The 21,576-nt window shown below is 47.3% G+C and carries 19 protein-coding genes; 14 read left to right on the forward strand and 5 right to left on the reverse strand.

The annotated features are described in order from the left end of the window. Positions 1 to 3: 3 nt before the first annotated feature. Together ABXS75_05475 and ABXS75_05480 are read left to right on the forward strand one after the other, a co-directional pair. Positions 4 to 879 (forward strand): YitT family protein, encoded by an 876-nt coding sequence (locus tag ABXS75_05475; protein ID XCP87090.1) that lies wholly within the window; start codon positions 4 to 6, stop codon positions 877 to 879. Continuing rightward, positions 872 to 2,065 (forward strand): hypothetical protein, encoded by a 1,194-nt coding sequence (locus ABXS75_05480; protein ID XCP86255.1) that lies wholly within the window; start codon positions 872 to 874, stop codon positions 2,063 to 2,065. The genes ABXS75_05475 and ABXS75_05480 overlap by 8 nt, the downstream gene beginning before the upstream one ends. Before the next feature lie 142 nt (positions 2,066 to 2,207). On the opposite strand, the gene sdaAA is transcribed toward ABXS75_05480, so the two are convergent. The 3 genes from sdaAA to ABXS75_05495 all read right to left on the reverse strand — a co-directional run bounded on the left by sdaAA (position 2,208) and on the right by ABXS75_05495 (position 4,686). Continuing rightward, positions 2,208 to 3,080: an L-serine ammonia-lyase, iron-sulfur-dependent, subunit alpha gene (sdaAA, locus tag ABXS75_05485; GenBank protein ID XCP86256.1), complete on the reverse strand. Its 873-nt coding sequence runs from the start codon at positions 3,078 to 3,080 to the stop codon at positions 2,208 to 2,210. Between the two features lie 12 nt (positions 3,081 to 3,092). After that, positions 3,093 to 3,761: an L-serine ammonia-lyase, iron-sulfur-dependent subunit beta gene (sdaAB, locus tag ABXS75_05490; protein XCP86257.1), complete on the reverse strand. Its 669-nt coding sequence runs from the start codon at positions 3,759 to 3,761 to the stop codon at positions 3,093 to 3,095. A 295-nt stretch (positions 3,762 to 4,056) separates the two neighbouring features. Beyond that, a complete protein-coding gene (locus tag ABXS75_05495) occupies positions 4,057 to 4,686 on the reverse strand; it encodes a putative ABC transporter permease (GenBank protein ID XCP86258.1) in 630 nt (209 codons plus the stop codon). Between the two features lie 537 nt (positions 4,687 to 5,223). On the opposite strand from ABXS75_05495, the gene secG reads away from it, so the two are divergent. From secG to ABXS75_05535, 8 genes are all read left to right on the forward strand, one after another. Next, positions 5,224 to 5,466: a preprotein translocase subunit SecG gene (secG, locus tag ABXS75_05500; protein ID XCP86259.1), complete on the forward strand. Its 243-nt coding sequence runs from the start codon at positions 5,224 to 5,226 to the stop codon at positions 5,464 to 5,466. Between the two features lie 166 nt (positions 5,467 to 5,632). Next, a complete protein-coding gene (gene rnr, locus ABXS75_05505; protein XCP86260.1) occupies positions 5,633 to 7,756 on the forward strand; it encodes a ribonuclease R in 2,124 nt (707 codons plus the stop codon). A 17-nt stretch (positions 7,757 to 7,773) separates the two neighbouring features. Next, positions 7,774 to 8,241: an SsrA-binding protein SmpB gene (smpB, locus tag ABXS75_05510; GenBank protein XCP86261.1), complete on the forward strand. Its 468-nt coding sequence runs from the start codon at positions 7,774 to 7,776 to the stop codon at positions 8,239 to 8,241. Between the two features lie 18 nt (positions 8,242 to 8,259). Further along, entirely contained in the window at positions 8,260 to 10,260 is a 2,001-nt protein-coding gene (locus ABXS75_05515; protein ID XCP86262.1) for a prolyl oligopeptidase family serine peptidase, read from the forward strand. Position 10,261: 1 nt separating this feature from the next. Next, positions 10,262 to 10,936, forward strand: a complete 675-nt coding sequence (locus tag ABXS75_05520; protein ID XCP86263.1) for a response regulator transcription factor — start codon at positions 10,262 to 10,264, stop codon at positions 10,934 to 10,936. A 97-nt stretch (positions 10,937 to 11,033) separates the two neighbouring features. Beyond that, a complete protein-coding gene (locus ABXS75_05525) occupies positions 11,034 to 11,948 on the forward strand; it encodes an ABC transporter ATP-binding protein (GenBank protein XCP86264.1) in 915 nt (304 codons plus the stop codon). Continuing rightward, entirely contained in the window at positions 11,941 to 12,789 is an 849-nt protein-coding gene (locus ABXS75_05530; GenBank protein XCP86265.1) for an ABC transporter permease subunit, read from the forward strand. The genes ABXS75_05525 and ABXS75_05530 overlap by 8 nt, the downstream gene beginning before the upstream one ends. Before the next feature lie 30 nt (positions 12,790 to 12,819). Beyond that, positions 12,820 to 13,728, forward strand: coding sequence for a HAMP domain-containing sensor histidine kinase (locus tag ABXS75_05535; protein XCP86266.1), 909 nt, complete (start codon positions 12,820 to 12,822; stop codon positions 13,726 to 13,728). 118 nt (positions 13,729 to 13,846) lie between these two features. Here ABXS75_05535 and ABXS75_05540 read toward each other — a convergent pair whose 3' ends face one another. Both ABXS75_05540 and dpaL read right to left on the reverse strand, forming a co-directional pair. Next, positions 13,847 to 14,224: a RidA family protein gene (locus ABXS75_05540; protein XCP86267.1), complete on the reverse strand. Its 378-nt coding sequence runs from the start codon at positions 14,222 to 14,224 to the stop codon at positions 13,847 to 13,849. Between the two features lie 31 nt (positions 14,225 to 14,255). Next, complete coding sequence (dpaL, locus tag ABXS75_05545; protein ID XCP86268.1) at positions 14,256 to 15,464, reverse strand: diaminopropionate ammonia-lyase; 1,209 nt, start codon at positions 15,462 to 15,464, stop codon at positions 14,256 to 14,258. A gap of 450 nt (positions 15,465 to 15,914) precedes the next feature. Here dpaL and ABXS75_05550 point away from each other — a divergent pair, with 450 nt between their 5' ends. From ABXS75_05550 to ABXS75_05565, 4 genes are all read left to right on the forward strand, one after another. Beyond that, positions 15,915 to 17,690 (forward strand): IS1634 family transposase, encoded by a 1,776-nt coding sequence (locus tag ABXS75_05550; GenBank protein XCP86269.1) that lies wholly within the window; start codon positions 15,915 to 15,917, stop codon positions 17,688 to 17,690. 236 nt (positions 17,691 to 17,926) lie between these two features. Further along, the gene (gene yqeB / locus ABXS75_05555) at positions 17,927 to 18,823 is read left to right on the forward strand and encodes a selenium-dependent molybdenum cofactor biosynthesis protein YqeB (protein ID XCP86270.1); all 897 of its coding nucleotides are present in this window, start codon (positions 17,927 to 17,929) and stop codon (positions 18,821 to 18,823) included. 113 nt (positions 18,824 to 18,936) lie between these two features. Further along, complete coding sequence (locus ABXS75_05560; protein XCP86271.1) at positions 18,937 to 19,965, forward strand: XdhC/CoxI family protein; 1,029 nt, start codon at positions 18,937 to 18,939, stop codon at positions 19,963 to 19,965. 287 nt (positions 19,966 to 20,252) lie between these two features. Then, positions 20,253 to 21,575, forward strand: coding sequence for an amidohydrolase (locus ABXS75_05565; protein XCP86272.1), 1,323 nt, complete (start codon positions 20,253 to 20,255; stop codon positions 21,573 to 21,575). The last annotated feature ends 1 nt before the right edge of the window (position 21,576 follow it).

The raw sequence follows: 21,576 nt of genomic DNA on the forward strand, positions 1-21,576 counted from the left end.
GAAATGAAGGAGTTCAATTTGAAGAACCTGTTTATGGTGCTTTTGGGAAATACTATTTACGCATTAGGGGTAGTCGTATTTATCCTTCCCAGTGGTATGATTACAGGAGGAACGACGGGAATCGCGCTGGCGGTAGAGCATTTTTTCGGCCTTCCGGTCCATACGTTTGTTTTGATATTTAATACCGTCATGTTCGTGCTTGGCGCAGCGGTGCTGGGAAAAAAATTTGCACTTACTACATTGGTCAGCACATTCTATTATCCGATTATTCTTGGCGTGTTCGAGCGTTTTCCGGTACTGGAGACGATTACCAGTGACAGAATGCTCTCCACGATCTGCAGCGGTTTGATGATCGGATTTGCCATCGGGATCGTGATTCGTGCGGGTGCCTCTACCGGTGGTATGGATATTCCGCCGCTGGTGTTGAATAAAAAATTCGGTCTTCCGGTATCGGTTATGCTATATGTGTTTGATTTTACCATTCTGATCGCACAGATGTTGTTTTCCAATACGGAGCAGATCATATATGGTATTCTGCTGGTCATGATCTATACGGTCGTGCTGGATAAGGTTATGCTTCTGGGACTTTCTAAAACGCAGGTGAGCATCGTTTCTGAGAAATATGAGGAATTGAATCATTTGATTCAGGAAAAACTGGATAGAGGTACGACTCTGATCTATACGCAGACGGGGTACTTAAGAGAAGAGCAGAAGATGCTTATGACAGTGGTGAGTAACCGTGAACTGGTAAAGCTGAATCAGTTGGTTCAGGAGGTAGACCCCAATGCATTCATGATTATCGGCCATGTAAATGAGGTGAAAGGACGTGGCTTTACTACACAGAAAGAATACAGAAAAGAAACAGGCAAAAATGAGTAAGAGAAGGCAGAAAGATCATACGGCTTTGGAAGCCGCCGAGCAAGGAGGAGACGGGAAAAAACAGGGGAAGGTTGCGGGAAAATTCCGGAAATGGCGCCGCAGGATCTGTTTCCTTTTGATTCTTGCGCTCATGGGAGGCGGGTATTGGTATTACGCGTTTCAGTACCGTGCTCAGATTGAGCCGGAGACAGAACTTACCAGGACGAATACTGATCCGCTTTATACGATGGAACAGCATTTAAAGACCATGAAACGGAATAAAACGGTGTATAAATATGCGTGTGAGGGACGTGAGAAGGAGAAGGATTACGGGACCTATGTGGTTCCGGGTCTGAAAGCGACCAGGACCCTCCGGGCGAAGGAATCCGGGGAGGCCCAGGTTTGCACTTCCATGACCCCACAGGGCCTTGCCATCACGGAGGATTACGTGCTGATCAGTGCATACTGTAAGACGAAAGCGCACAATTCCGTGATTTATATGCTTGATAAAGAGACGGGCAGGTTCCTGAAGGAGATCGTGCTGAATACCCGGGCCCATGTGGGTGGGCTGGCTTATGATACAATGAATCAAAACCTGTGGGTGACCGGACAGGGCTCTACCTGGGCTCAGGCAAATGCCATCACGCTTGCGCACCTTGAAACATATGATTTTGATGAAGCATGTGAACCCCTGAAATTTGATATGTCTTATAATCTGTACCGCATGAAGCGGGCTTCTTTTATGACATACCATGACGGTGCGCTGTTTGTAGGATTTTTTACCCAGGACGACGCCAGTATCATTGAAAAATATCTGATCAACGCGGACGGGACCCTGTATGAGAAAGCGGATATGAACCTGAAACGTACAGTCGGCGTGACCGACCCGGTGGCCTGTGCCGTCAGTATGCAGGTGATTTCCGGGAAAGTGCAGGGAATGGCATTTTATAATAATAAGATTCTTCTGACCCGGTCATACGGGATCATGCCTTCGGAAGTGCAGGTATTTAACTATTCGCGTTATGGAATCCTGTCCACGTCCGAGGCGTATAAGACTATACGCTTCCCGGAGAGGCTGGAGCAGATCTACCAGAATGGAAATGATATCTATGCTTTGTTTGAGTCGGCGGCGTATTCTTACCAGATGTCGTCGGTGAATCGGATTGACAGGGTGATTAAACTTAATGGGTCGCGGCTGGTGTATTAGGTGAAACCAAAATAAGGTCCACTGGACCTTATTTCAGGTATGCATGGCAACGAAAAGAGAGATGAACGTATGCGAATACGATAGCATCTCTCTTTATTTTGGATATACAACATTCTCATATAAAAAATGTGAACTACAGAGGTTAGCTGCACATTCCACAACCAAGTGAGCAGCCCGTCGGGGTTCCCGCGCAGCCACCCATGGCGGTCTCTCTTAGTTCAAACGGAATACTCTTTCCGACCCGCAGCATTGCGTCGGACATCTCATCAAATGGAATTGGGTGAGTTACCCCTGCGAGAGCCAGCTCCGCGCAGGTGATCGCATTTGCCGCGCCAATCGAGTTACGCGCCTGACAGGGAGCTTCCACAAGTCCGGCGATGGGGTCGCATACCATTCCAAGAAGATTGGAGATGGCGATACTTGCTGCCTGAAGACACATCTGCGGAGTTCCGCCCATCATCTCGACGACCGCACTGGCAGCCATGGCAGAAGCAGCGCCCACCTCGGCCTGGCAGCCGGCCTCCGCTCCGGATACCGAAGCATTGCGCATCAGAAGATAGCCGATAGCCGAAGCATTTAACAAGGCGTCATAGAGCAGCTCGTCCGAATATAATTTCTCTTCCTGGAGGGCCAGAAGCACTCCAGGAATCACACCGGAAGAACCGGCAGTCGGAGCTGCCACGATAAGACCCATGGAAGCATTGACTTCCAGAACTGCCATACTGTAAGAAATCGCTTTATTTAACAAAGAGCCGCAAATGCTTCTTGATGTATTTCCGAAATCAGATACCTTCTTGGCTTCGCCGCCGATCAGTCCGCCGTTGGACTTTTTGGGGTGAGTAAGCGGTTCATTTACGGCAGCCTTCATGATGGAAAGCACCGTTTTTAGTTTCTCCATGATCTCCTTATCGGTCAAAGTACCGCAGGTGATTTCACGCTCTTTCATGACCTGTGAGATCGTCATCTGCTTCTTCTCGCATAATTCCAATAATTCCTGTCCATTTCTAAAATCCACTGCCTTCACCTCCTATACCTGAACCAGCATGATCTCATGCACGTTTGGATTCCTCTTGATCTCGGCAAGAATACTTTCGGGAATCAATTCATCGGATTCCACTACGGTATACGCCGTCGCACCCTTGTCCTCACGGAACAGGCGCATGAATGCGATATTTACATTCTGGTTGCTGAGACACTGACTGATATGCGCAACGATTCCCGGGGTATCGTTCTGCTTGATGATAAGGGTACTGTATTCTCCGGTAAATTCCACGTCGATATTACCGATCCGCACGATCTTGATCTTGCCGCCCCCGATCGATTCTCCCCGCACCGTCAACTCATAGCCGTTCACGCCCGTCATGGCGATGTCCGCGGTATTTGGGTGATCCGTAATCGTTTTTTCGTCGATCACAAACTCGTATTCCACGCCAAATTCTTTTGCCAGTTCAAATGCGTCCCGAATGCGCGCGTCGTCCGTACCAAATCCAAGAATACCGCCCAAAAGAGCCCGGTCCGTACCATGGCCGTGATACGTTTTTGCAAAGGAGCCATAGAGGGTGAATACGACCTTGCAGATCGGCTCCTTACAAAGCCTGCGCGCCATCAGCGCCATGGAGCAGGCTCCGGCCGTGTGGGAACTTGACGGCCCGATCATATTCGGTCCGATGACATCAAAAATACTTAAAAAGTTCATATTTTCTTCCTCCCATTTTTCATACTATAAATATAACATATAAAATACAGGAAAAAAAGGTAGGATAATAAAGTATTTACTATATTTTGCAATCAATTTTATAGTTCATCGGGATTATTTATACCTTGTGAAACGGCCGAATGGCCATACGGGATGCCCTTGGGTATACCTTGTGAAACGGCCGAATGGCCATACGGGATGCCCTTGGGTATAAATTATGGACATCAATATTATTCGGATTCTATATGTTTAAAATAAATCTGTTTTATTTCAGGAGAATCCCCTGATTCTTTGATTAAAATGTAATTCCCGCGCCCATATTCGGATACACTGCCGAATAGAGCATATCCATAAGAAATATACTTGCCAAAAGCACGCCAAGTCCGTGCCTTGTCCACGTCGGCATCTCCCCTATTTTCCTGTCAAGCCAGGGTGCAGCCACATAGACGATAAAACAACCGCCCACGCCAAAAATCAGAAGCCCCGCCAGGCAGACCCGCCCCTGAATCTGGAACATCATATCACTATAATCCCACCAGCTCGCATGAAAAACGGTTTCCAGAAAAACAGCCGTACCATATTCCACCGTTCCACAGAGCAGCATAATCGCACCAAACAACTTGCCGGGCTGCAACTTTAAACGGTTCAGAACCAAAAGAATCAATACCCCGCCGCTCCCATAAATCGGAAGCCACGGCCCAAACATAGTTCCGCGGTTCACAAATGAATGATCCATTACCACATGCAGAAGCACCTCCCAGCTCCAGCCCACAAACGAAAATACAAAAAACTGAAGCAAAAGAGAACACCCCGAATATCCACACCTCAGCACGCCGTCTTCCCGCACCTCGTCACTTTCGTCCACATATCTATTCCAAACATTAATATTCGTCCCATTCTGAATACCCAAAGCCAAAAATCTCATAAGTCCAACCTCCTCGCACAGTATTCCAAACTACAAAGCCAAGACTCCTGATCATAACACCTAACCAAACGCAGCACCAAAAGCCCTTCGCTTTAACTACCCTCATTCTACCCATCAAAACCTAAGAACCCCACCAATACTCCATGAAGATTTTCTAAAGATTCCGGTCAGAATTCTTAAGATTTTTAAGAAACTAACTCCATATCCAGCAGAAAACTAAAAATTCAACCAATACTCAGCAGAAGAGAGGGAGGGGGCGGAGGGGTGGCTGGCAGGGAGGCTCAGACGCTCCGGGCTCTGCGACTAGTGCACGTATATGTAAGTGTCCGGGGTAGTCGGTCATTGGACCTCCTGCCCCGGGCACTAACATATACGGCACGGATTCTCCGAGCCCTCCGCTTAACCTTCGCCTTCCCTGCCAGCCACCCCTCCGCCCCCTCCCTCTCTTCTGCGTCCCCCCTTTTTTTCAAAAAAATCTCTTGCTAATCCCCCAAACATATGCTAAAATAATCATGTTATTCATCAGGAGGTGTAAAAATGGAGATCTTAAAAACAGTATTATTAATTTTATTTGCAATAGATTGTATCGCATTGACAATAATCGTATTACTTCAGGAAGGTAAGTCCGCAGGTCTTGGAACCATCGCTGGCGGAGCCGACAGCTATTGGGGACAGAATAAAGGACGCTCAATGGAAGGTGCGCTTGTAAAGTCCACCAAGTTTCTGGCCGTACTTTTCATCGTATTAGCAGCAGCATTGAATCTGAAAGTATTTGCATAACGCATGATTGTATGAAAATGAGGAACACTCTATATTATATATAGGGTGTTCTTTTTTGCCTTACGCAGTATGTCTGAACGGAGGCTCAGTGAATTTTCATCTTCATTATTAAGCGCACAACTCATTGCTTCCAAAGTATACGGAAGCAGTTAACGGGAGATTAAATATGGACGAACTATTTGAAAAACGTAAAAAAATCATATATGAATTTATCTGTGATTCCTGCTATGTTCCCATGAAGTTCAAAGAACTCGCGATCGTTCTGCAGGTTCCGAGAGAGGAAAAGAACGAACTTCGTAAGATCATGGACGATTTGGAGCGCGAAGGAAAGGTCCACGTCACTCAGAAAGGAAAGTATGTCAAAGGAGAAGCCAGGCAGCTTCGGGGCATTTTCCAGGCCAATGCAAGAGGCTTTGGGTTCGTTACCGTAGAGGGAGAAGCGGAGGATATCTTCATCTCAGAGGAGGACTTAGGCGGAGCCATGCAGGGCGATGAGGTGGAAGTGATCCTCACCGGCTCCCCATCAGGAAGACGACGGGAAGGGAAGATCGCAAGGATACTTACCCGCGGCACCAGGCAGTTGGTGGGATATTATCAGAGCCGGAAGAATTACGGGTTTGTCGTACCTGATAACGCCCGGTTTCTTCAGGATATCTTCGTCCCGGCGGAGCAGTCAAAGGGTGCGGTCACGGGGCATAAGGTCGTAGTGGAGCTGACCTCTTACGGGAATGAAAATAAGAAACCGGAAGGAAAGATTGTGGAGATTCTGGGTCATGTAAATGATCCGGGAGTCGACATTTTGTCGATTGTAAAAGGCTACGACCTTCCGACCGAATTCCCGGAGAAGGTGCTAAATCAGGCTGAGAGAGTGGCAAAGCCGGTAAGCATGGCGGACATGGCCGGCAGAAAGGATATCCGCGCCTGGCAGACGGTCACCATTGACGGGGAGGACGCCAAAGATCTGGACGATGCGATTACGTTGACCAGAGAACAGGACGATTATATCCTCGGTGTGCACATTGCGGACGTGACCAATTATGTGCAGGAGAACAGTGCGCTTGACCGGGAGGCCCTAAAGCGCGGGACCAGCGTTTACCTTGCGGACCGCGTGATTCCCATGCTTCCCCATATTCTGTCTAACGGAATGTGTTCGCTGAATGCAGGGGAAGACAGGCTGGCTCTCAGCTGTATCATGCGCATTGATGCAAATGGAAATGTAAAAGATCATCAGATTGCCGAGACGGTGGTCCGGGTGGACGAGCGCATGAGCTATACCAGCGTCAAAAGGATTCTCGCCGAGCATGATCCCGAGGAGATGCGGCGTTATGAAAAGCTGGTGCCGATGTTTGAACTCATGGAAGAATTATCGGCCATTCTGCGGGCAAAACGGCATAAAAGAGGAGCAATCGATTTTGATTTCCCGGAGGCGAAGCTGGTATTGGACGAAGAAGGAGGTCCGCTGGAGATTAAAGCCTACGATAGAAATGTGGCGACCCGTATTATTGAGGATTTTATGCTTCTGGCAAATGAAACGGTGGCAGAAGAATATTTCTGGCAGGAGATTCCGTTTGTATACCGGGTTCATGAAGCCCCCGACGAAGAGAAGATGAAGAAACTCGTCACATTTATACAGAATTTTGGCTACACGATTCATGTGCCGAAAGGGCAGGAGATTCGCCCGAAGGAAGTGCAGAAGCTTCTGGACAAGATAGAGGGAAGCCAGGAGGAGGCCATGATTTCCAGGCTGACCTTACGTTCTATGAAGCAGGCGAAATATACGCCGGATAACGACGGACATTTTGGGCTTGCAACCCGTTACTATACACATTTTACCTCGCCGATCAGGCGGTATCCCGATCTGCAGATTCACCGGATCATCAAGGATAATCTGCGGGGGCGTCTTGGTGAAAAGCGGCGGGAGCATTACGCCCGAATCCTGCCTGAAGTCACCAAACAGGCAAGCAGTCTTGAACGCAGGGCGGACGAGGCCGAACGCGAGACGGTCAAACTGAAAAAAGTGCAGTATATGAGGCAGTTTTACGGGGAAGAGTTCGAGGGAGTCATCTCGGGAATTACCAAGTGGGGAATCTATGTGGAGCTTTCCAATACGGTGGAAGGTCTGGTGCATGTGGCAAATATGATGGACGATCACTATGATTACGATGAGGTCCGGTATCAGATGATTGGCGCCCACACTCACAGAACGTATAAGCTGGGGCAGAAGGTCAGGGTGCGGGTGATTGGCTGCGATACATTAAGCCGCACGATAGATTTTGAATTGATATCATAGAAAATGGAGGCATTGATATGGCAAAGACGCAGGGCAAATTAATTGCGAACAACAAAAAAGCATACCATGATTTCTTTATACTAGACACATACGAAGCAGGCATTTCGCTGGCAGGCACAGAGGTAAAGTCTTTGCGTATGGGAAAATGCAGTATTAAAGAGTCTTTTATTCGTATCGAAAATGGAGAAGTGTATATCTATGGTATGCACATCAGCCCATATGAAAAGGGGAATATTTTTAATAAAGATCCGCTCAGGGTGCGTAAGCTCCTGCTTCATAAAGCTGAGATCAACAAACTTCTCGGTAAGACCAAGGAAAAAGGAATGGCGGTCGTGCCGCTTAAGGTGTATTTCAGCGGAAGCCTGGTCAAGGTAGAGATTGGGCTTGCAAAAGGGAAGAAGCTCTATGACAAACGTGATGACATCGCGAAGAAAGATCAGAAACGCGAGGCTGAGCGTGAGTTTAAGGTGCGGAATTTTGGATAAACGAAGGAGGAAAGAACAATGAAAAACTATCACTATCCAGAGACAAAAAAGACCGAATATACGGAGGAATATTTCGGGCATAAGCTGGAAGATCCCTATCGGTGGCTGCGGGAAGCGAAGAGCCCGGAGGTGCTTTCCTGGGTGCAGAGTCAGAATGAATTTACAGATGCATGGTTCGACGCCAGGGAGCTGGAAGATAAGATTGCGGAGTTGAAAAGCCAGAAGACCAAACCTGTCTATATGATGATCAACCCGTGGAAGGACAGGCTGGCAGCGACGGTGGTCGAGGACGGAGATTACAAGATCGTCTCCATGGATCAGCAGATGCAGGATGAAAAACTTGTGTTAAAGCGGAATGATATTCCGTTATTTTTACCCTTTGAGTTAAAGGCCTGCCCGGCAAATCAGGACCTGATTCTTGTGTCCGGTATTCGGGAAGGGGAAGCCAGAATGACTCTTATGGTGATCGACTGCGTATCCCGAAAAATCCTGAATCAGATCACAGACGTATTTTATGGTATCTGGTCCGGGCAGAAAGAAATCGTTTATTATGCAGCGACCGAGACCGATGTGGAGGCGCAGACTACCCTTACAAAAGTGTATGCCTATCACGCACCCTCCGATACGACCAGATGTATATACGAGGGCGATAAGAGAACCATCATTGGCAATCCGGCGATCAGTTCGGATAATAAATATTGTGTGATCGATATGATGCAGGATTACTCGCACTCCCGTTTTCTTGTGTACGCAGAAGATGATGACACCATTTCCTTTGTCAATGAGAGCGATGCACTGCAAATGACGTACATAGATACGATCAAAGATGTCCACTATTTTATTTCCAGGGAAGATGCGCCAAATGGACGGGTGCTTGCCGTAGAGCAGGGGCAGGACATCAGCAGTGCGAAGGTAGTGTGCCCGGAGCAAAATAAAGTTATTGAAAATGGTTTTGTGTTTGAGGAGACACTGCACCTTTTGTATATGAAAGATGTTTGTTCGGAGCTGGTCCGCATCAACGAGGGTAAAGAAGAGGTGGTCGTGCTCCCGGATACGATGGGAACTTTGGAGTACATAGGTAAGGCAAAGGAACAGGTCTATCTTAAATTTGAGACATTTCTGGATAAGCCGGTTGTTTTAGGGCTGAACCATGAGGGGATAGATGTGATCTGGCGCACGTCGGAGGAGACGCATACTGATCTTGTTGTGGAGCAGAGAAGGGCAGCTTCCGTGGAAGACGGAAAGATGATTCCCTACTTTATCGTATATAAAAAAGGAATTCCATTAGACGGGAACAATCCGCTTTGGATGTACGCCTATGGAGGATACAATTCGTCTGAGCGCCCGGCGTCAAAGGAACACGTGGCGAATCTGGATATTGCTGCATGGGCCCAAAGAGGAGGAGTGTTCGTGCTTGGCTCTATCCGTGGCGGCAGTGAATATGGCGTCGCATGGCATGAAGAAGGCATGATGGATAAGAAAAAGAACTGTTACTACGACTTTATCGGAATCGCAGAGCAGTTGATTCGGGACGGCTGGACAAAGCCGGAGAAATTTGTGATTTCAGGTCTGTCCAACGGCGGCCTTTTGATGTCTGCGCTTGTGACGATGCGGCCGGACCTGTTCGGGTGCGTCATCGATTCGGTTCCACATACGGATATGATTCATTTTGTGGAAGACGACCGGGGACCGATGTATATCACAGAATACGGCAATCCAAAGGAAAGTAAAGAAATGTTCGAGTATATGCTGAGCTATTCTCCGTATCACAATGTGAGGGAGGTTTCTTATCCCGCAATCTACATTCAGACGGGCGAGTGTGATAATAATGTACCGCCGTATCATGGGAAGAAATTCGCTGCGAGGATGCAGGAGCTTAATCAGAGTGATAACCCGGTGCTGCTCCGTGTGCTGGCAAAAGGCGCGCATGACAGAGGAGCGGGAGAGGTTTATTGGAAAACAATCTCCGAGATGCAGTTGTTTGCTGAAAAAGCGCTTAGTATAGATGGAGAGAAATAATTTGAAACACATTTTAATTGTCGATGATGATATGCATATTGGAAATATGCTGGAAGAGACGCTCGGGAAAGAAGGCTACTGCATTTCCCGAGCGTACTCCGGGACGGAGGCCATTCTGGTTCTCGATCGGATGCGGCCGGACCTTATTTTGCTGGATCTGATGCTGCCGGGGCTTGCGGGAGAAGAGGTGCTGGGACAGATTAGAGGGATTCCTGTCATCATCATCAGCGCCAAAGCTGAAGTGGATCATAAAGTAGAATTGCTGCTGGGCGGTGCGGTAGATTATGTCACGAAGCCTTTTGACATGAAGGAACTGCTGGCCCGCATCGCCGTGCAGCTTCGCACCTCGCCGGCTTCCAGGCAGAGCCGGACACTGACCTTTGCAGATATCGCACTGGATATGGACAGGTACCGGGTAACGCTTAAAGGTCGGGAAATCAGACTGACACGGACAGAATTTGCCATTTTAAAACTACTGATGCAAAATCCTTCACAGGTACTTACCAAATCCCAGCTATTGTATCAGATTAGTGCGGATACGCCGGACTGTACGGAGAGTTCCCTGAAAACGCACATCAGTCATTTGCGGGGAAAGCTACGTGAGGCAGGAGGGAAGGATTACATTGAGGCTGTGTGGGGAATCGGATTTAAGATGAGAGAAGAAGCGTCCTTGTGATGAGAAATCTCAACCATTTCTCAACGGTTTTCTTAACCATTTTGCTAGTAAAAATATTGTAGAATGTCAGCATCAAGAAAAAAGGAGGTTACATTCTATGGAGTATGTTCTCAAAACGAACGCTTTGGGCAAGACGTATGGACATTTTAAAGCGCTCGGCGGACTGTCTATGAATGTTCCCAAGGGATCAATCTATGGATTTGTTGGGAAGAATGGTGCTGGCAAGACAACTTTAATTCGCCTGATTTGCGGGCTTCAGGAGCCCACGTCAGGCGATTATATCTTGTACGGAAAGAAAAATACGGATAAGGATATCGCAAGATCCCGCCGCAGAATGGGAGCAGTTGTGGAGACTCCGTCTGTCTATCTGGATATGACGGCGGCGGATAATCTGAAACAACAATACCGTATTCTGGGGCTTCCCTCTTTTGATGGTCTGGAGAATATTTTGAAACTGGTGGGACTGGAAGATACCGGAAAGAAGAAGGCGAAGCATTTTTCTCTTGGTATGCGTCAGAGGTTGGGAATCGCCATAGCGCTGGTCGGAGACCCGGATTTTCTGGTGCTGGATGAGCCGGTGAACGGGCTGGACCCGCAGGGAATCATCGAGATGCGGGAACTGATCTTAAAACTTAATCGCGAGAGACAGATCACCGTTTTGATATCCAGTCACATTCTGGACGAATTATCCAGGCTTGCCACATATTACGGATTTATTGATAACGGGCATATCGTAAAAGAGATGAGTGCGTCTGAGCTGGAAAATGCCTGCCGCAAGTGCGTTCGTATGGAAGTGAGCGATACGAAGGTTCTGGCCCGCGTGTTGGACAGAAACCATACAGAGTATCAGATTTATTCTGATACGGTGGCGGACGTATTTGCCAAAGTTAAGGTTTCCCAAATGGCGGCAGAACTGGCAAAAGACAATTGTGAGATTCTCTCTATGCAGGAGCGGGACGAAAGTCTGGAGAGCTTCTATGTGAGTCTTGTGGGAGGTGGAAAGAATGAGTAAGCTGTTAAGAGCGGATTTCGCAAGACTTTGGAAGACAAAGGCATTCTGGGCCGGTATGGCATTTACCTTTGGGATGGGGGTTACCGCTACGATGACGAAGTATCGCGACATGATGACGATTAAGGATTATCACCCGCATATTGATAATGTACTTTTTTCGAATTGTATCTTTATGCCGATTGTCGCAGCGGTCTTTATTGGTCTGTTCGTTGGGACGGAGTATAGTGACGGTACGATTCGCAACAAGATTATTGTCGGGAGAACCAGGCTTTCCATCTATTTCTCCAATTTCGTCGTATGTATGGCGGCACTGCTCATGATGCATCTTGCCAATATCGGGGTAATAGTAGTGATTGGGTTCCCGCTTGTGGGGAATCTGGAAATGCCGGTATCAACGCTTTTATTTCTGGGGCTTTTGAGCATTATAACGCTGGCGGCTATTTGTGCGCTGTTCCTGCTTATGAGCATGTTGATCCACAGCAAGGCAAGCAACTGTGTCGCGGCCATTCTTATTTCGCTCCTCCTGCTCGTGAGTGCGATGATGATTTGGTCGAGCCTGGCTGAGCCGGAGTATACGGATGAATATACGGTCTCTTATACGGATGACGAGGGAGAAAACAGGGAAGAGCACGTTGAGAGCCGGAAGAATCCGCGTTATCTTACCGGGACGAAGAGAAAAGTCTATGAATTCTTGTGGGATTTTCTCCCGGGATGCCAGATGAGGCAGATATCGACTCAGAATCCGGAACATCCGGAGCGGTTACCGTGGTATTCGCTTTCTATTATCATTGTGACGACTGCCTGCGGAACAGTCTTTTTCCGCAGAAAGAATATAAAATAAATCCGGTATTTTTACGAGGAGGAGTCAGTTATGTTGAGGTGGTCATTGGCCGTGATCGTTATATTGGTCCTGGTGATTCTTATATTGCTCGGGAAAATATATCTGATGAGGAAATCGGCAGAGGAGATTGAAGAAGCTTTTGCAGACAGGCTGATGACCGATACCAACACTTTGATTGATATTTCCGGCAGCGATAAATATATGAGGAAGCTGGCGTCGGCAATCAATGTGGAACTCCGAAGGCTGCGAAGAGAGCGCCAGCGTTTTCAGCAGGGAGATGGGGAATTGAAAAATGCAGTCACGAATATTTCGCATGATCTGCGAACTCCCCTGACGGCAATCTGCGGGTATCTGGATATGCTTGAGCAGGAAGAAAAATCAGAGGAAGCGTCCCGGTACGTTTCGATTATCCGGAACCGGACGGAGGCGCTTACGCAGCTTACGGAGGAACTGTTCCGCTATTCGGTGGTCACCTCGACGCAGGAGGACACGATCAGGGAACCGGTCATCTTAAATGAGGTTCTGGAGGAGAGTGTGGCCGTGTTCTATGCGGCCTTAAAAGAGCGGGAAATCACGCCGAATATCTGTCTTCCCGATGCGAAGGTGGTGCGGGAGCTTGACCGGTCTGCCCTGGCGCGCGTGTTCGCCAATCTCATAAATAATGCAATGAAGTACAGTGATGGAGATTTGGATATCATTTTGTCGGAAAATGGAGAGATTACGTTTTCCAACATGGCTTTAGGGCTGAATGAGGTTCAGGTGGGCAGGCTGTTCGACCGGTTTTATACGGTGGAGGCGGCCAGAAAATCGACGGGACTGGGGCTTGCGATTGCACGGACTTTGGTGGAACAGATGGAGGGAACGATTGTTGCGGGATATGAGGAGGGGAGACTTCGCATCTGTGTACGGTTTCCGGAGAAGACTCAGGGAAAGCGGTAAATGACGAGCAGGTTACTTGATAAAAAGGAGAAAAGCTGTACTGCCGGAGGGAAATACTAATGGCAGTACAGCTTTTTTATATATTAAATATGATGAAGGGGGGTTGTATATCTAAAGATTATTTTAAGGAAGCAATAAACTCAACTTCGCATAACACATTCTTCGGAAGCTGTTTTACAGCTACGCAGGAACGTGCCGGGTTTCCTGTGAAATATTTGGCATAGATCTCGTTAAATTTCGCGAAATCTCCCATATCAGCGAGGAAACAGGTTGTTTTAATAACATCGGTAAATGCGATGCCCTGATCAGCAAGGACTGCAGAGATGTTCTTCATTACCTGCTCAGCCTGCTCTTCGATCGTTGTTCCGACAACTTCGCCACTTACTGCATCTAACGGAATCTGTCCGGAAGAGAAGAGGAAGTCGCCAACTACTATTGCCTGTGAGTAAGGTCCGATTGCTGCCGGAGCCTTGTCTGTGCTAACTACTTTTAACATAATGATTCTCCTTTTCGTATGTATTTATGGTTTATAATGAATCTTTGCCATCCCAAACGATGGATTTGTAACGTCCCGGGTCAGTGTCGCCCTCTGTAGAGAATAACAGTACCTGGGAATTTTCATCTAACTTCAGTGCTTCTCTTAATTCTTTGTAATCGTCATTGGTCATCAGGTTGTAGAGAAGTCCCATTGTTACAGCTCCGGATTCGCCTGCCGTAACCGGAGTGTCGCCTTTGATCGGTGCTGCAAGTACACGCATTCCTTTTGCTGTTACCCAGTCAGGACAGGATACGAAGGTATCTACGTGATTGCGTAAGATATCCCAGGAGATAGTACTCGGCTCGCCGCATGCAAGACCGTTCATCAGTGTGAGCATATCGCCGTCTACAGTACGGATCTCGCCGTCTCCGGCAGAAGCGCTCTTATAGAGACATGCAGCGACAGAGGACTCTACGATAACAACGGTCGGCTCATTTCCGGCGTAACGGTTTGCGAAATATCCCTGCACTGCTCCGGCAAGAGAACCTACGCCGGCCTGGATGAAGATGTGTGTCGGTCTTTCGCAGCCATACTCGCCTAACTGCTCGTCAGCTTCATAAGCCATGGTTCCGTAACCCTGCATAATCCAGGTCGGAATCTCCTCATAGCCATCCCATGCAGTATCCTGAACGATAACGCCATTTGGCGTCGCATCTGCTTCCGCAGCAGCCTTACGTACACAGTCATCGTAGTTCAGATCCTCGATAGTTGCTTTCGCATTCTCTCTTAAAACGTGATCCAGACGAGTCTGTGTCGTTCCGATCGGCATATAGATTACACAGTTCTGTTTTAATCTGTTTGCTGCCCATGCAACTCCGCGTCCATGGTTGCCGTCTGTTGCTGTAAAGAATGTTACCGGTCCTAATTCCTCTCTCAGTTTCTCTGAGGTCAGGACGGCATAAGGAAGTTCGCTTACGTCCTTGTCCAATTTGCTGGCAATGTACTTGGCAATGGCATAAGAGCCGCCCAGTACCTTGAAGGCGTTCAGCTCAAAACGATAAGATTCGTCCTTGATGAAGACGTTCTTAAGGCCAAGATGAGCCGCCATCTTATCCAGCTTCACAAGAGGTGTCCGGCAGTACTGCGGAAAACTCTCGTGGAAGGCGCGTACTTTTTTGGACTCTTCCGGGGAAAGATAACGAAGATTCTTGTCTTCTGTTTTCGGAAGCGTGTTTTTGACCCATTTGATCTGTTCCATGTCAATTTCTCCTCTCAAATATAAGTGTGTCGAAAAAAATAAGAGTTTATCGGCCTTTCGCAAAAGGTCGACAAACTCTTGTCTATCTATAGAGTACATGGAAAAATTGAATTTGTCAATACAAAATATGTTGACAAATGGAAAAAATTTTTGTACCATTAATCCAGAAGCTAGAAAACCGAAGTGAGAAGTTTGGCAACCTTTTAAGAAAGGCTGTCAGACTTTTTTGCTTTTATACGGAAAGAGAGTGGTATGAGATGCGCGTATTGATTAAAGGAGCAGGAGACCTGGCTACAGGAATTGCATGTAGGCTCGGGAGTTTGACAGTTAAATAATGGAAAAAGTACTTGCAGGCCCCATAAAGCCTGTATTTTTTTGTCAAATCTTATTCGTTTTGTTGTGGCTATTTGTAGCTATATGTGGTATAATAAGGATTAGGAGGTGTTTGCCATGAAACTTACAGTAAGCAAATCGAAAAATTCTGCATCCTTTTATGTACAGAAAACAATCCGAAAACCAGATGGCCGTGTGACCACTGTCACAGTTGAAAAACTTGGCAACCTGACAGAAGTCACCGCAAAAGCCGGTGGTAAGGATCCCTATGTATGGGCACAGGAGTATGTCAATGAATTAAATCGCAAAGAGTATGATGAGAACAAAGAAATCCTTATCAGCTATTCTCCTTCAAAGCTCCTGAAGAAAAATGAACAGAAGCTTTTTAACTGCGGTTATCTCTTCCTGCAGAACATTTATTATAGTTTGGGGCTGGACAAAATATGCAGGGATATTTCCTCCCGTCATTCTTTTGCTTATGATTTGAATGATGTCCTTTCGAAGCTTATTTATACAAGAATTCTTTATCCATCTTCAAAACTGTCCTCCAACAGACAGGCCACGAAATTTATTGAGCAGCCCACATTCGAACTGCATGACATCTACAGGACCCTTTCTGTCCTTTCGGAAGAAAATGATCTTATACAGGCACAGCTTTATAAAAACAGCCAGAAGGTCTGCGAACGCAGGAAAGATGTCCTTTATTATGACTGTACGAATTACTTCTTTGAGATTGAAGAGGCAGATGATCTGCGCCGCTATGGAAAATCCAAACAGCACCAGCCCCTCCCTATCGTTGGTATGGGACTGTTCATGGATCACGACGGCATTCCGCTGGCCTTCGATATTTATCCCGGAAACAAAAATGAACAGCCCACTTTGAAACCACTGGAGCAAAAAGTACTCCGCGATTACGGACTTGACCAGATCATCGTCTGTACAGATGCAGGGCTTTCTTCCAAGACAAACCGGAAGTTCAATGACAGAAAGATTAATGGTGTACAGCTCCGTAGTTTTATTACCATACAATCCATAAAACAGCTGCCTGACTATCTCAAGGATTTTGCACTTGATCCAGACGGATGGCACCTGCCAGGTTCTGATGAAACCTTTAATCTCAACGAGATCGATGAAGCAAAGAATTATAAAAACATTTTTTATAAGGATCGCTGGATCAAAGAGGACCTCTCCCAACGGAAGATCAAAAAAGGAGCCCAGCCATTAGAACAACATCTGGTCGTTTCTTTTTCTCCAAAATATAAAGCTTATCAGAGGAAGATCCGGAACGGGCAGGTCGAGCGTGCACAGCAGCTTATTAATGATGGGAAGTATAAACAGCGTCCCAAGAACCAGAATGACCCGCACAGATTTATCTCCAGAGAGAAAGCAACCAAAGATGGAGAAGTCTGCTCAGAAGAGATCGTGTATCTTAATACAGATGCAATCCGGGAAGAAGAACGTTATGATGGTTTCTATGCTGTATGCACGAACCTGGATGATATGAGTGTAGAAGAGATCGTAAGAATCAACAAGAAGCGCTGGGAGATTGAAGAATGTTTCCGGGTCATGAAAACGGAATTCAGGGCCCGCCCCGTATACCTTCAGACAGAAGACCATATCCGTGCCCATTTCATCACTTGTTTTATAGCACTTGTTATCTACAGGATTCTGGAAAAGGAACTCAAAGAAGCCTATACATGTGAGGAAATCATAGATACTTTAAAGAACATGATGATGGCCCGCCCCGGTGAGAAACTGGGGTACACACCCGTTTATACAAGGACGGATCTGACGGACAGACTACACGAAACAGCCGGATTCCGTACCGATTATCAAATCATAACTGATGTAAATATGAGGAAAATAATACGAGCCTCAAAGAAGAAAAAGTAATAATATATAGCTACATTTTGAACAACAAAAAAATCCGTAGAAAGCTTGATTTTACAGCAATCTACGGATTTTTACTGTCAAAGATGGGAATTTGTCAATACAAAATATGTTGACAAATGGAAAAAATTTTTGTACCATTAATCCAGAAGCTAGAAAACCGAAGTGAGAAGTTTGGCAACCTTTTAAGAAAGGCTGTCAGACTTTTTTGCTTTTATACGGAAAGAGAGTGGTATGAGATGCGCGTATTGATTAAAGGAGCAGGAGACCTGGCTACAGGAATTGCATGTAGGCTGCATACGTGCGGTTTTCAGATTATCATGACGGAGATCAAGGTTCCGCTCACTGTCCGCAGGACAGTGGCATTTTCCAGGGCAGTCTATGAAGAGACGGCGGTCGTGGAGGGAATTACAGGAAGACTTGCGCATGGACCGGAAGAGATTGAAGAGATACTTGGAAAGAGACAGATTGCGGTTATCGTTGATCCGGATGTGAAATATATGGGGGCGTATCGCCCGGACGTTGTGGTGGATGCAATTCTTGCAAAACGGAATCTGGGTACGTCCATTTCGGATGCGGAGCTTGTGATTGGAGTCGGCCCGGGATTTACGGCAGGAGAGGACTGCCATCTGGTCGTGGAGACGAAGCGGGGACATTATCTTGGAAGAGTGATTCACGAGGGAAGTGCAATACCGAACACAGGGATTCCCGGTGAGATCGGCGGCTATTCGATCGAGCGTCTGGTCAAGGCGACCGGAGACGGCATGTTCACTCCGCTGGTGTCGATCGGAGACCTTGTAGAAAAGGGGCAGATCATCGCATACAGTGGGAACAGTCCGGTATACGCCCTGATGCCCGGTATGGTAAGAGGAATGCTTCAGCCGGGCGTGCATGTGACTACAGGGTTAAAGTGCGGCGATATCGATGCACGGTGCGTGAAGGAGCATTGCTATACGGTTTCCGACAAGGCGCGGGCAATCGGCGGCGGCGTGCTGGAAGCGATTCTTTTTCATCAGGCACAGGCAGAAAGCAAAAATATGTATAAAATGGTACGCGGAGAGCTGAAACAGGAAGAGATTTTTTATAATATTATAAGCAGGTACGGGGGAATGAGCGCATGTGAATCGGCGCGGTAATCGCCGACGCAGGCAAAGTACAGGTAAATAAGCAAAAGAGGAAGCAGACAGGGCGGATACGAACGGAAGGGTAACAGAAGAGGTATTTGAGTAAGAAGAAGGGAGTAAGCTAGATGACCGATTTTTATCATATCGTAGAAGAGATGAATCCGAATCGTCTTAATATGGCGCTGACGGTACTGGAGGGCGAGGCACTTGGACAGAAGGCGCTGGCAAGTGACGGAAGTTTGGTATGGGAATCTGTGCAGGGAGGATTCTTTTCCGAACACAGAGAAGAAATTGCGGCACTGACAGACAACTGCCTGAAGGAGTTTGAAGGAACCCGCGTGTTCTGTGAACTTTTGGGAAGCGAGAAGAAGCTGGTAATCTGCGGGGGCGGACATGTGTCCATTCCGGTGATCCAGATGGGCCGGATGACAGGCTTCCATGTGACTGTACTGGAGGATCGGCCGAAATTTGCGGACAATGCAAGACGTGCGGGAGCTAATGAAGTGATTTGCGAGTCCTTTGAAGAAGGACTTAAGAGGATAGAGGGCGATCTGGAAACCTATTTTGTGATCGTGACAAGAGGACACCGCTATGATCAGGCATGCCTGGAAAGCATTGCGAAAAAGCAGCATGCCTATATTGGAATGATCGGAAGTAAGAAGAGGGTCGCTGTTGTGAAAGAGAGCGTACTGGAGCATGGCGCCAATCCGGATGTGATAGCAAAGGTCTATACGCCGATCGGACTTCGCATCGGGGCCGAGACTCCGGAAGAGATCGCGGTCGCAATCATGGCGGAAATCATTGAGGTCAAAAATAAATGCCGGCGCTCAGGCGGATACCCGAAGGAGATTCTAAAGGGGATCCTGAATGAAGAGACGGAAAAGGAACCGAAGATTCTTGCGACCATTGTCGCAAAGAAGGGTGCCGCGCCGCGCGGAACCGGGACCAAGATGCTGGTATTGCCGGACGGGACCTGCATCGGAACAATCGGAGGCGGCTGTGTGGAGGCGGAGATTTTAAGACAGGCGCTTGTGATGATTCGGGAGGGCGAGAGAAGACCCAGGTTATGCAATGTGGATCTTACCGGAAGATTTGCCGAAGAGGATGGGATGGTATGCGGCGGTATCATTGATGTTTTGCTGGAAATAGTGTAGGATTGTTGGATTCAAGAATAGAATTATAATTTTTATACAAATTATAGAAAAAATCTTGACATAATATAGAAAAATGTTATAATAATAACAACAGGAAACGAGAAATAAGGAATGAACTTCAAAGGAGTTTGTCGACCTTTCACAAAGGCCGATGGCTCCTTTTTTTACTCCACGGAAAGCCGAATATATAGCATCTTGAGGTATTAGCAGAGTTTGGCAACCTTCGAATAAAGGTTGTTGGGCTCTGCTTTTTTTAGGAAATATTTTATCACAGGAGGGAAAGAAAGATGGCAGCAACAATACTCAAAGGGTCATATCTTATGACTCCGGAAGGCCTGAAACGGGACTATGGTCTCCGAATGGAAGACGGCAGGATCACCCAGGTCGCTCCCAATGAAGAACTGAGGTCGGAAGACGGTGACCAGGTGGTGGACGCAGGAGGGCAGATTATTCTTCCGGGATTTGTCAATGGTCACAATCACATGTATGGATTTTTGTCCCATGGAATTACGGCAGATGCGATGGTGACAGAATTCGAGAGCTTTCTGGACGACTTCTGGTGGCCTTACGTGGAGGACAGATTGAATCATGAGCTTGTGGAGGCTACGACCAGGTGGGCGTGTGTGGAGATGATCGAAAGCGGGGTTACCTCATTTGTAGATATCCTGGAAGGGCCGAATTCCATACCGGGCGCGCTGGAGGTAGAACGGAAGGTCGTGGAAGAGGCAGGGCTTCGCGGGTTCCTTTCTTTTGAAGCATGTGAGAGAAAGAGTCCGGAGAATGCTAAGCTTGGTCTTGAGGAAAATATCAATTTTGTGAAGGAACACAATAAGGTCGGCGCTCTCGTACAGGGAATCAACAGCATCCATACCTTGTTCACCTGCTCCAAGGACTTCGTGAAGAAGGCAAAACAGATGTCAGACGAAAATCACTGTATGACGCATATGCATTTGAGCGAGAGCGTGTTCGAACCGAACTGGTGTCAGAAAGAATATGGGAAAACTCCAGTCGAGATTTACGAAGAGCTGGGATATTTAGATGAGAATGTACTTGCTTCCCAGGTGGTACAGGTATCTGACAGGGAACTTGATATTCTTGCCGCGCACGGCGTAAAAGCAGTATCCATGCCGATATCCAACTGTGAAGTCGGCGGCGGTTTTGCTCCGATCACGAAGATGATGGACAGGGGCATGACAGTAGGACTTGGAACGGACGGCTATGTGAATAACTTCTTCGAAGTCATGAGAGGCGCCTTCCTGATGCATAAGGCAAACCAGCAGGATCCGCAGGTTATGCCGGCAGAATTGGTGTATAAGATGGCGACGTCCATGGGAGCGAAGGCAGTAGGACTTGAAGAAGCGGGCGCGCTGAAAGAAGGCGGCCTTGCGGATGTGATCACAGTAAGCCTCGACCAGCCGACACCTGTCAATGAACGGAACGTATATGACCAGCTTGTGCTGTTCACGAACCCGGAGAATGTAAAACATGTATTTGTAAACGGGAAACAGCTGAAAAAAGATGGTCAGATCGTAACGATAGATAAGGAGGCGACAAAGAAACGCCTTCAGGAAGTAACGGAAAAGTTCTGGAATGTAAAAGAAAGGGGATAGT

Origin of the sequence: Roseburia hominis (assembly GCA_040702975.1) — a bacterium.
In the GTDB taxonomy this organism is placed as follows: domain Bacteria; phylum Bacillota; class Clostridia; order Lachnospirales; family Lachnospiraceae; genus Allocoprococcus; species Allocoprococcus hominis_A.

Excerpts from the sequence above, each read along its gene's own strand:
- dpaL (XCP86268.1), bottom strand. The coding sequence starts at position 15,464 with ATGGAACAGATCAAATGGGTCAAAAACACGCTTCCGAAAACAGAAGAC.
- ABXS75_05530 (XCP86265.1), top strand. The coding sequence starts at position 11,941 with ATGAGTAAGCTGTTAAGAGCGGATTTCGCAAGACTTTGGAAGACAAAG.
- ABXS75_05480 (XCP86255.1), top strand. The coding sequence starts at position 872 with ATGAGTAAGAGAAGGCAGAAAGATCATACGGCTTTGGAAGCCGCCGAG.
- ABXS75_05475 (XCP87090.1), top strand. The coding sequence starts at position 4 with ATGAAGGAGTTCAATTTGAAGAACCTGTTTATGGTGCTTTTGGGAAAT.
- ABXS75_05515 (XCP86262.1), top strand. The coding sequence starts at position 8,260 with ATGAAAAACTATCACTATCCAGAGACAAAAAAGACCGAATATACGGAG.
- ABXS75_05535 (XCP86266.1), top strand. The coding sequence starts at position 12,820 with ATGTTGAGGTGGTCATTGGCCGTGATCGTTATATTGGTCCTGGTGATT.
- ABXS75_05560 (XCP86271.1), top strand. The coding sequence starts at position 18,937 with ATGACCGATTTTTATCATATCGTAGAAGAGATGAATCCGAATCGTCTT.
- secG (XCP86259.1), top strand. The coding sequence starts at position 5,224 with ATGGAGATCTTAAAAACAGTATTATTAATTTTATTTGCAATAGATTGT.
- ABXS75_05495 (XCP86258.1), bottom strand. The coding sequence starts at position 4,686 with ATGAGATTTTTGGCTTTGGGTATTCAGAATGGGACGAATATTAATGTT.
- yqeB (XCP86270.1), top strand. The coding sequence starts at position 17,927 with ATGCGCGTATTGATTAAAGGAGCAGGAGACCTGGCTACAGGAATTGCA.
- smpB (XCP86261.1), top strand. The coding sequence starts at position 7,774 with ATGGCAAAGACGCAGGGCAAATTAATTGCGAACAACAAAAAAGCATAC.
- ABXS75_05525 (XCP86264.1), top strand. The coding sequence starts at position 11,034 with ATGGAGTATGTTCTCAAAACGAACGCTTTGGGCAAGACGTATGGACAT.
- ABXS75_05550 (XCP86269.1), top strand. The coding sequence starts at position 15,915 with ATGAAACTTACAGTAAGCAAATCGAAAAATTCTGCATCCTTTTATGTA.
- rnr (XCP86260.1), top strand. The coding sequence starts at position 5,633 with ATGGACGAACTATTTGAAAAACGTAAAAAAATCATATATGAATTTATC.
- ABXS75_05540 (XCP86267.1), bottom strand. The coding sequence starts at position 14,224 with ATGTTAAAAGTAGTTAGCACAGACAAGGCTCCGGCAGCAATCGGACCT.
- ABXS75_05565 (XCP86272.1), top strand. The coding sequence starts at position 20,253 with ATGGCAGCAACAATACTCAAAGGGTCATATCTTATGACTCCGGAAGGC.
- sdaAB (XCP86257.1), bottom strand. The coding sequence starts at position 3,761 with ATGAACTTTTTAAGTATTTTTGATGTCATCGGACCGAATATGATCGGG.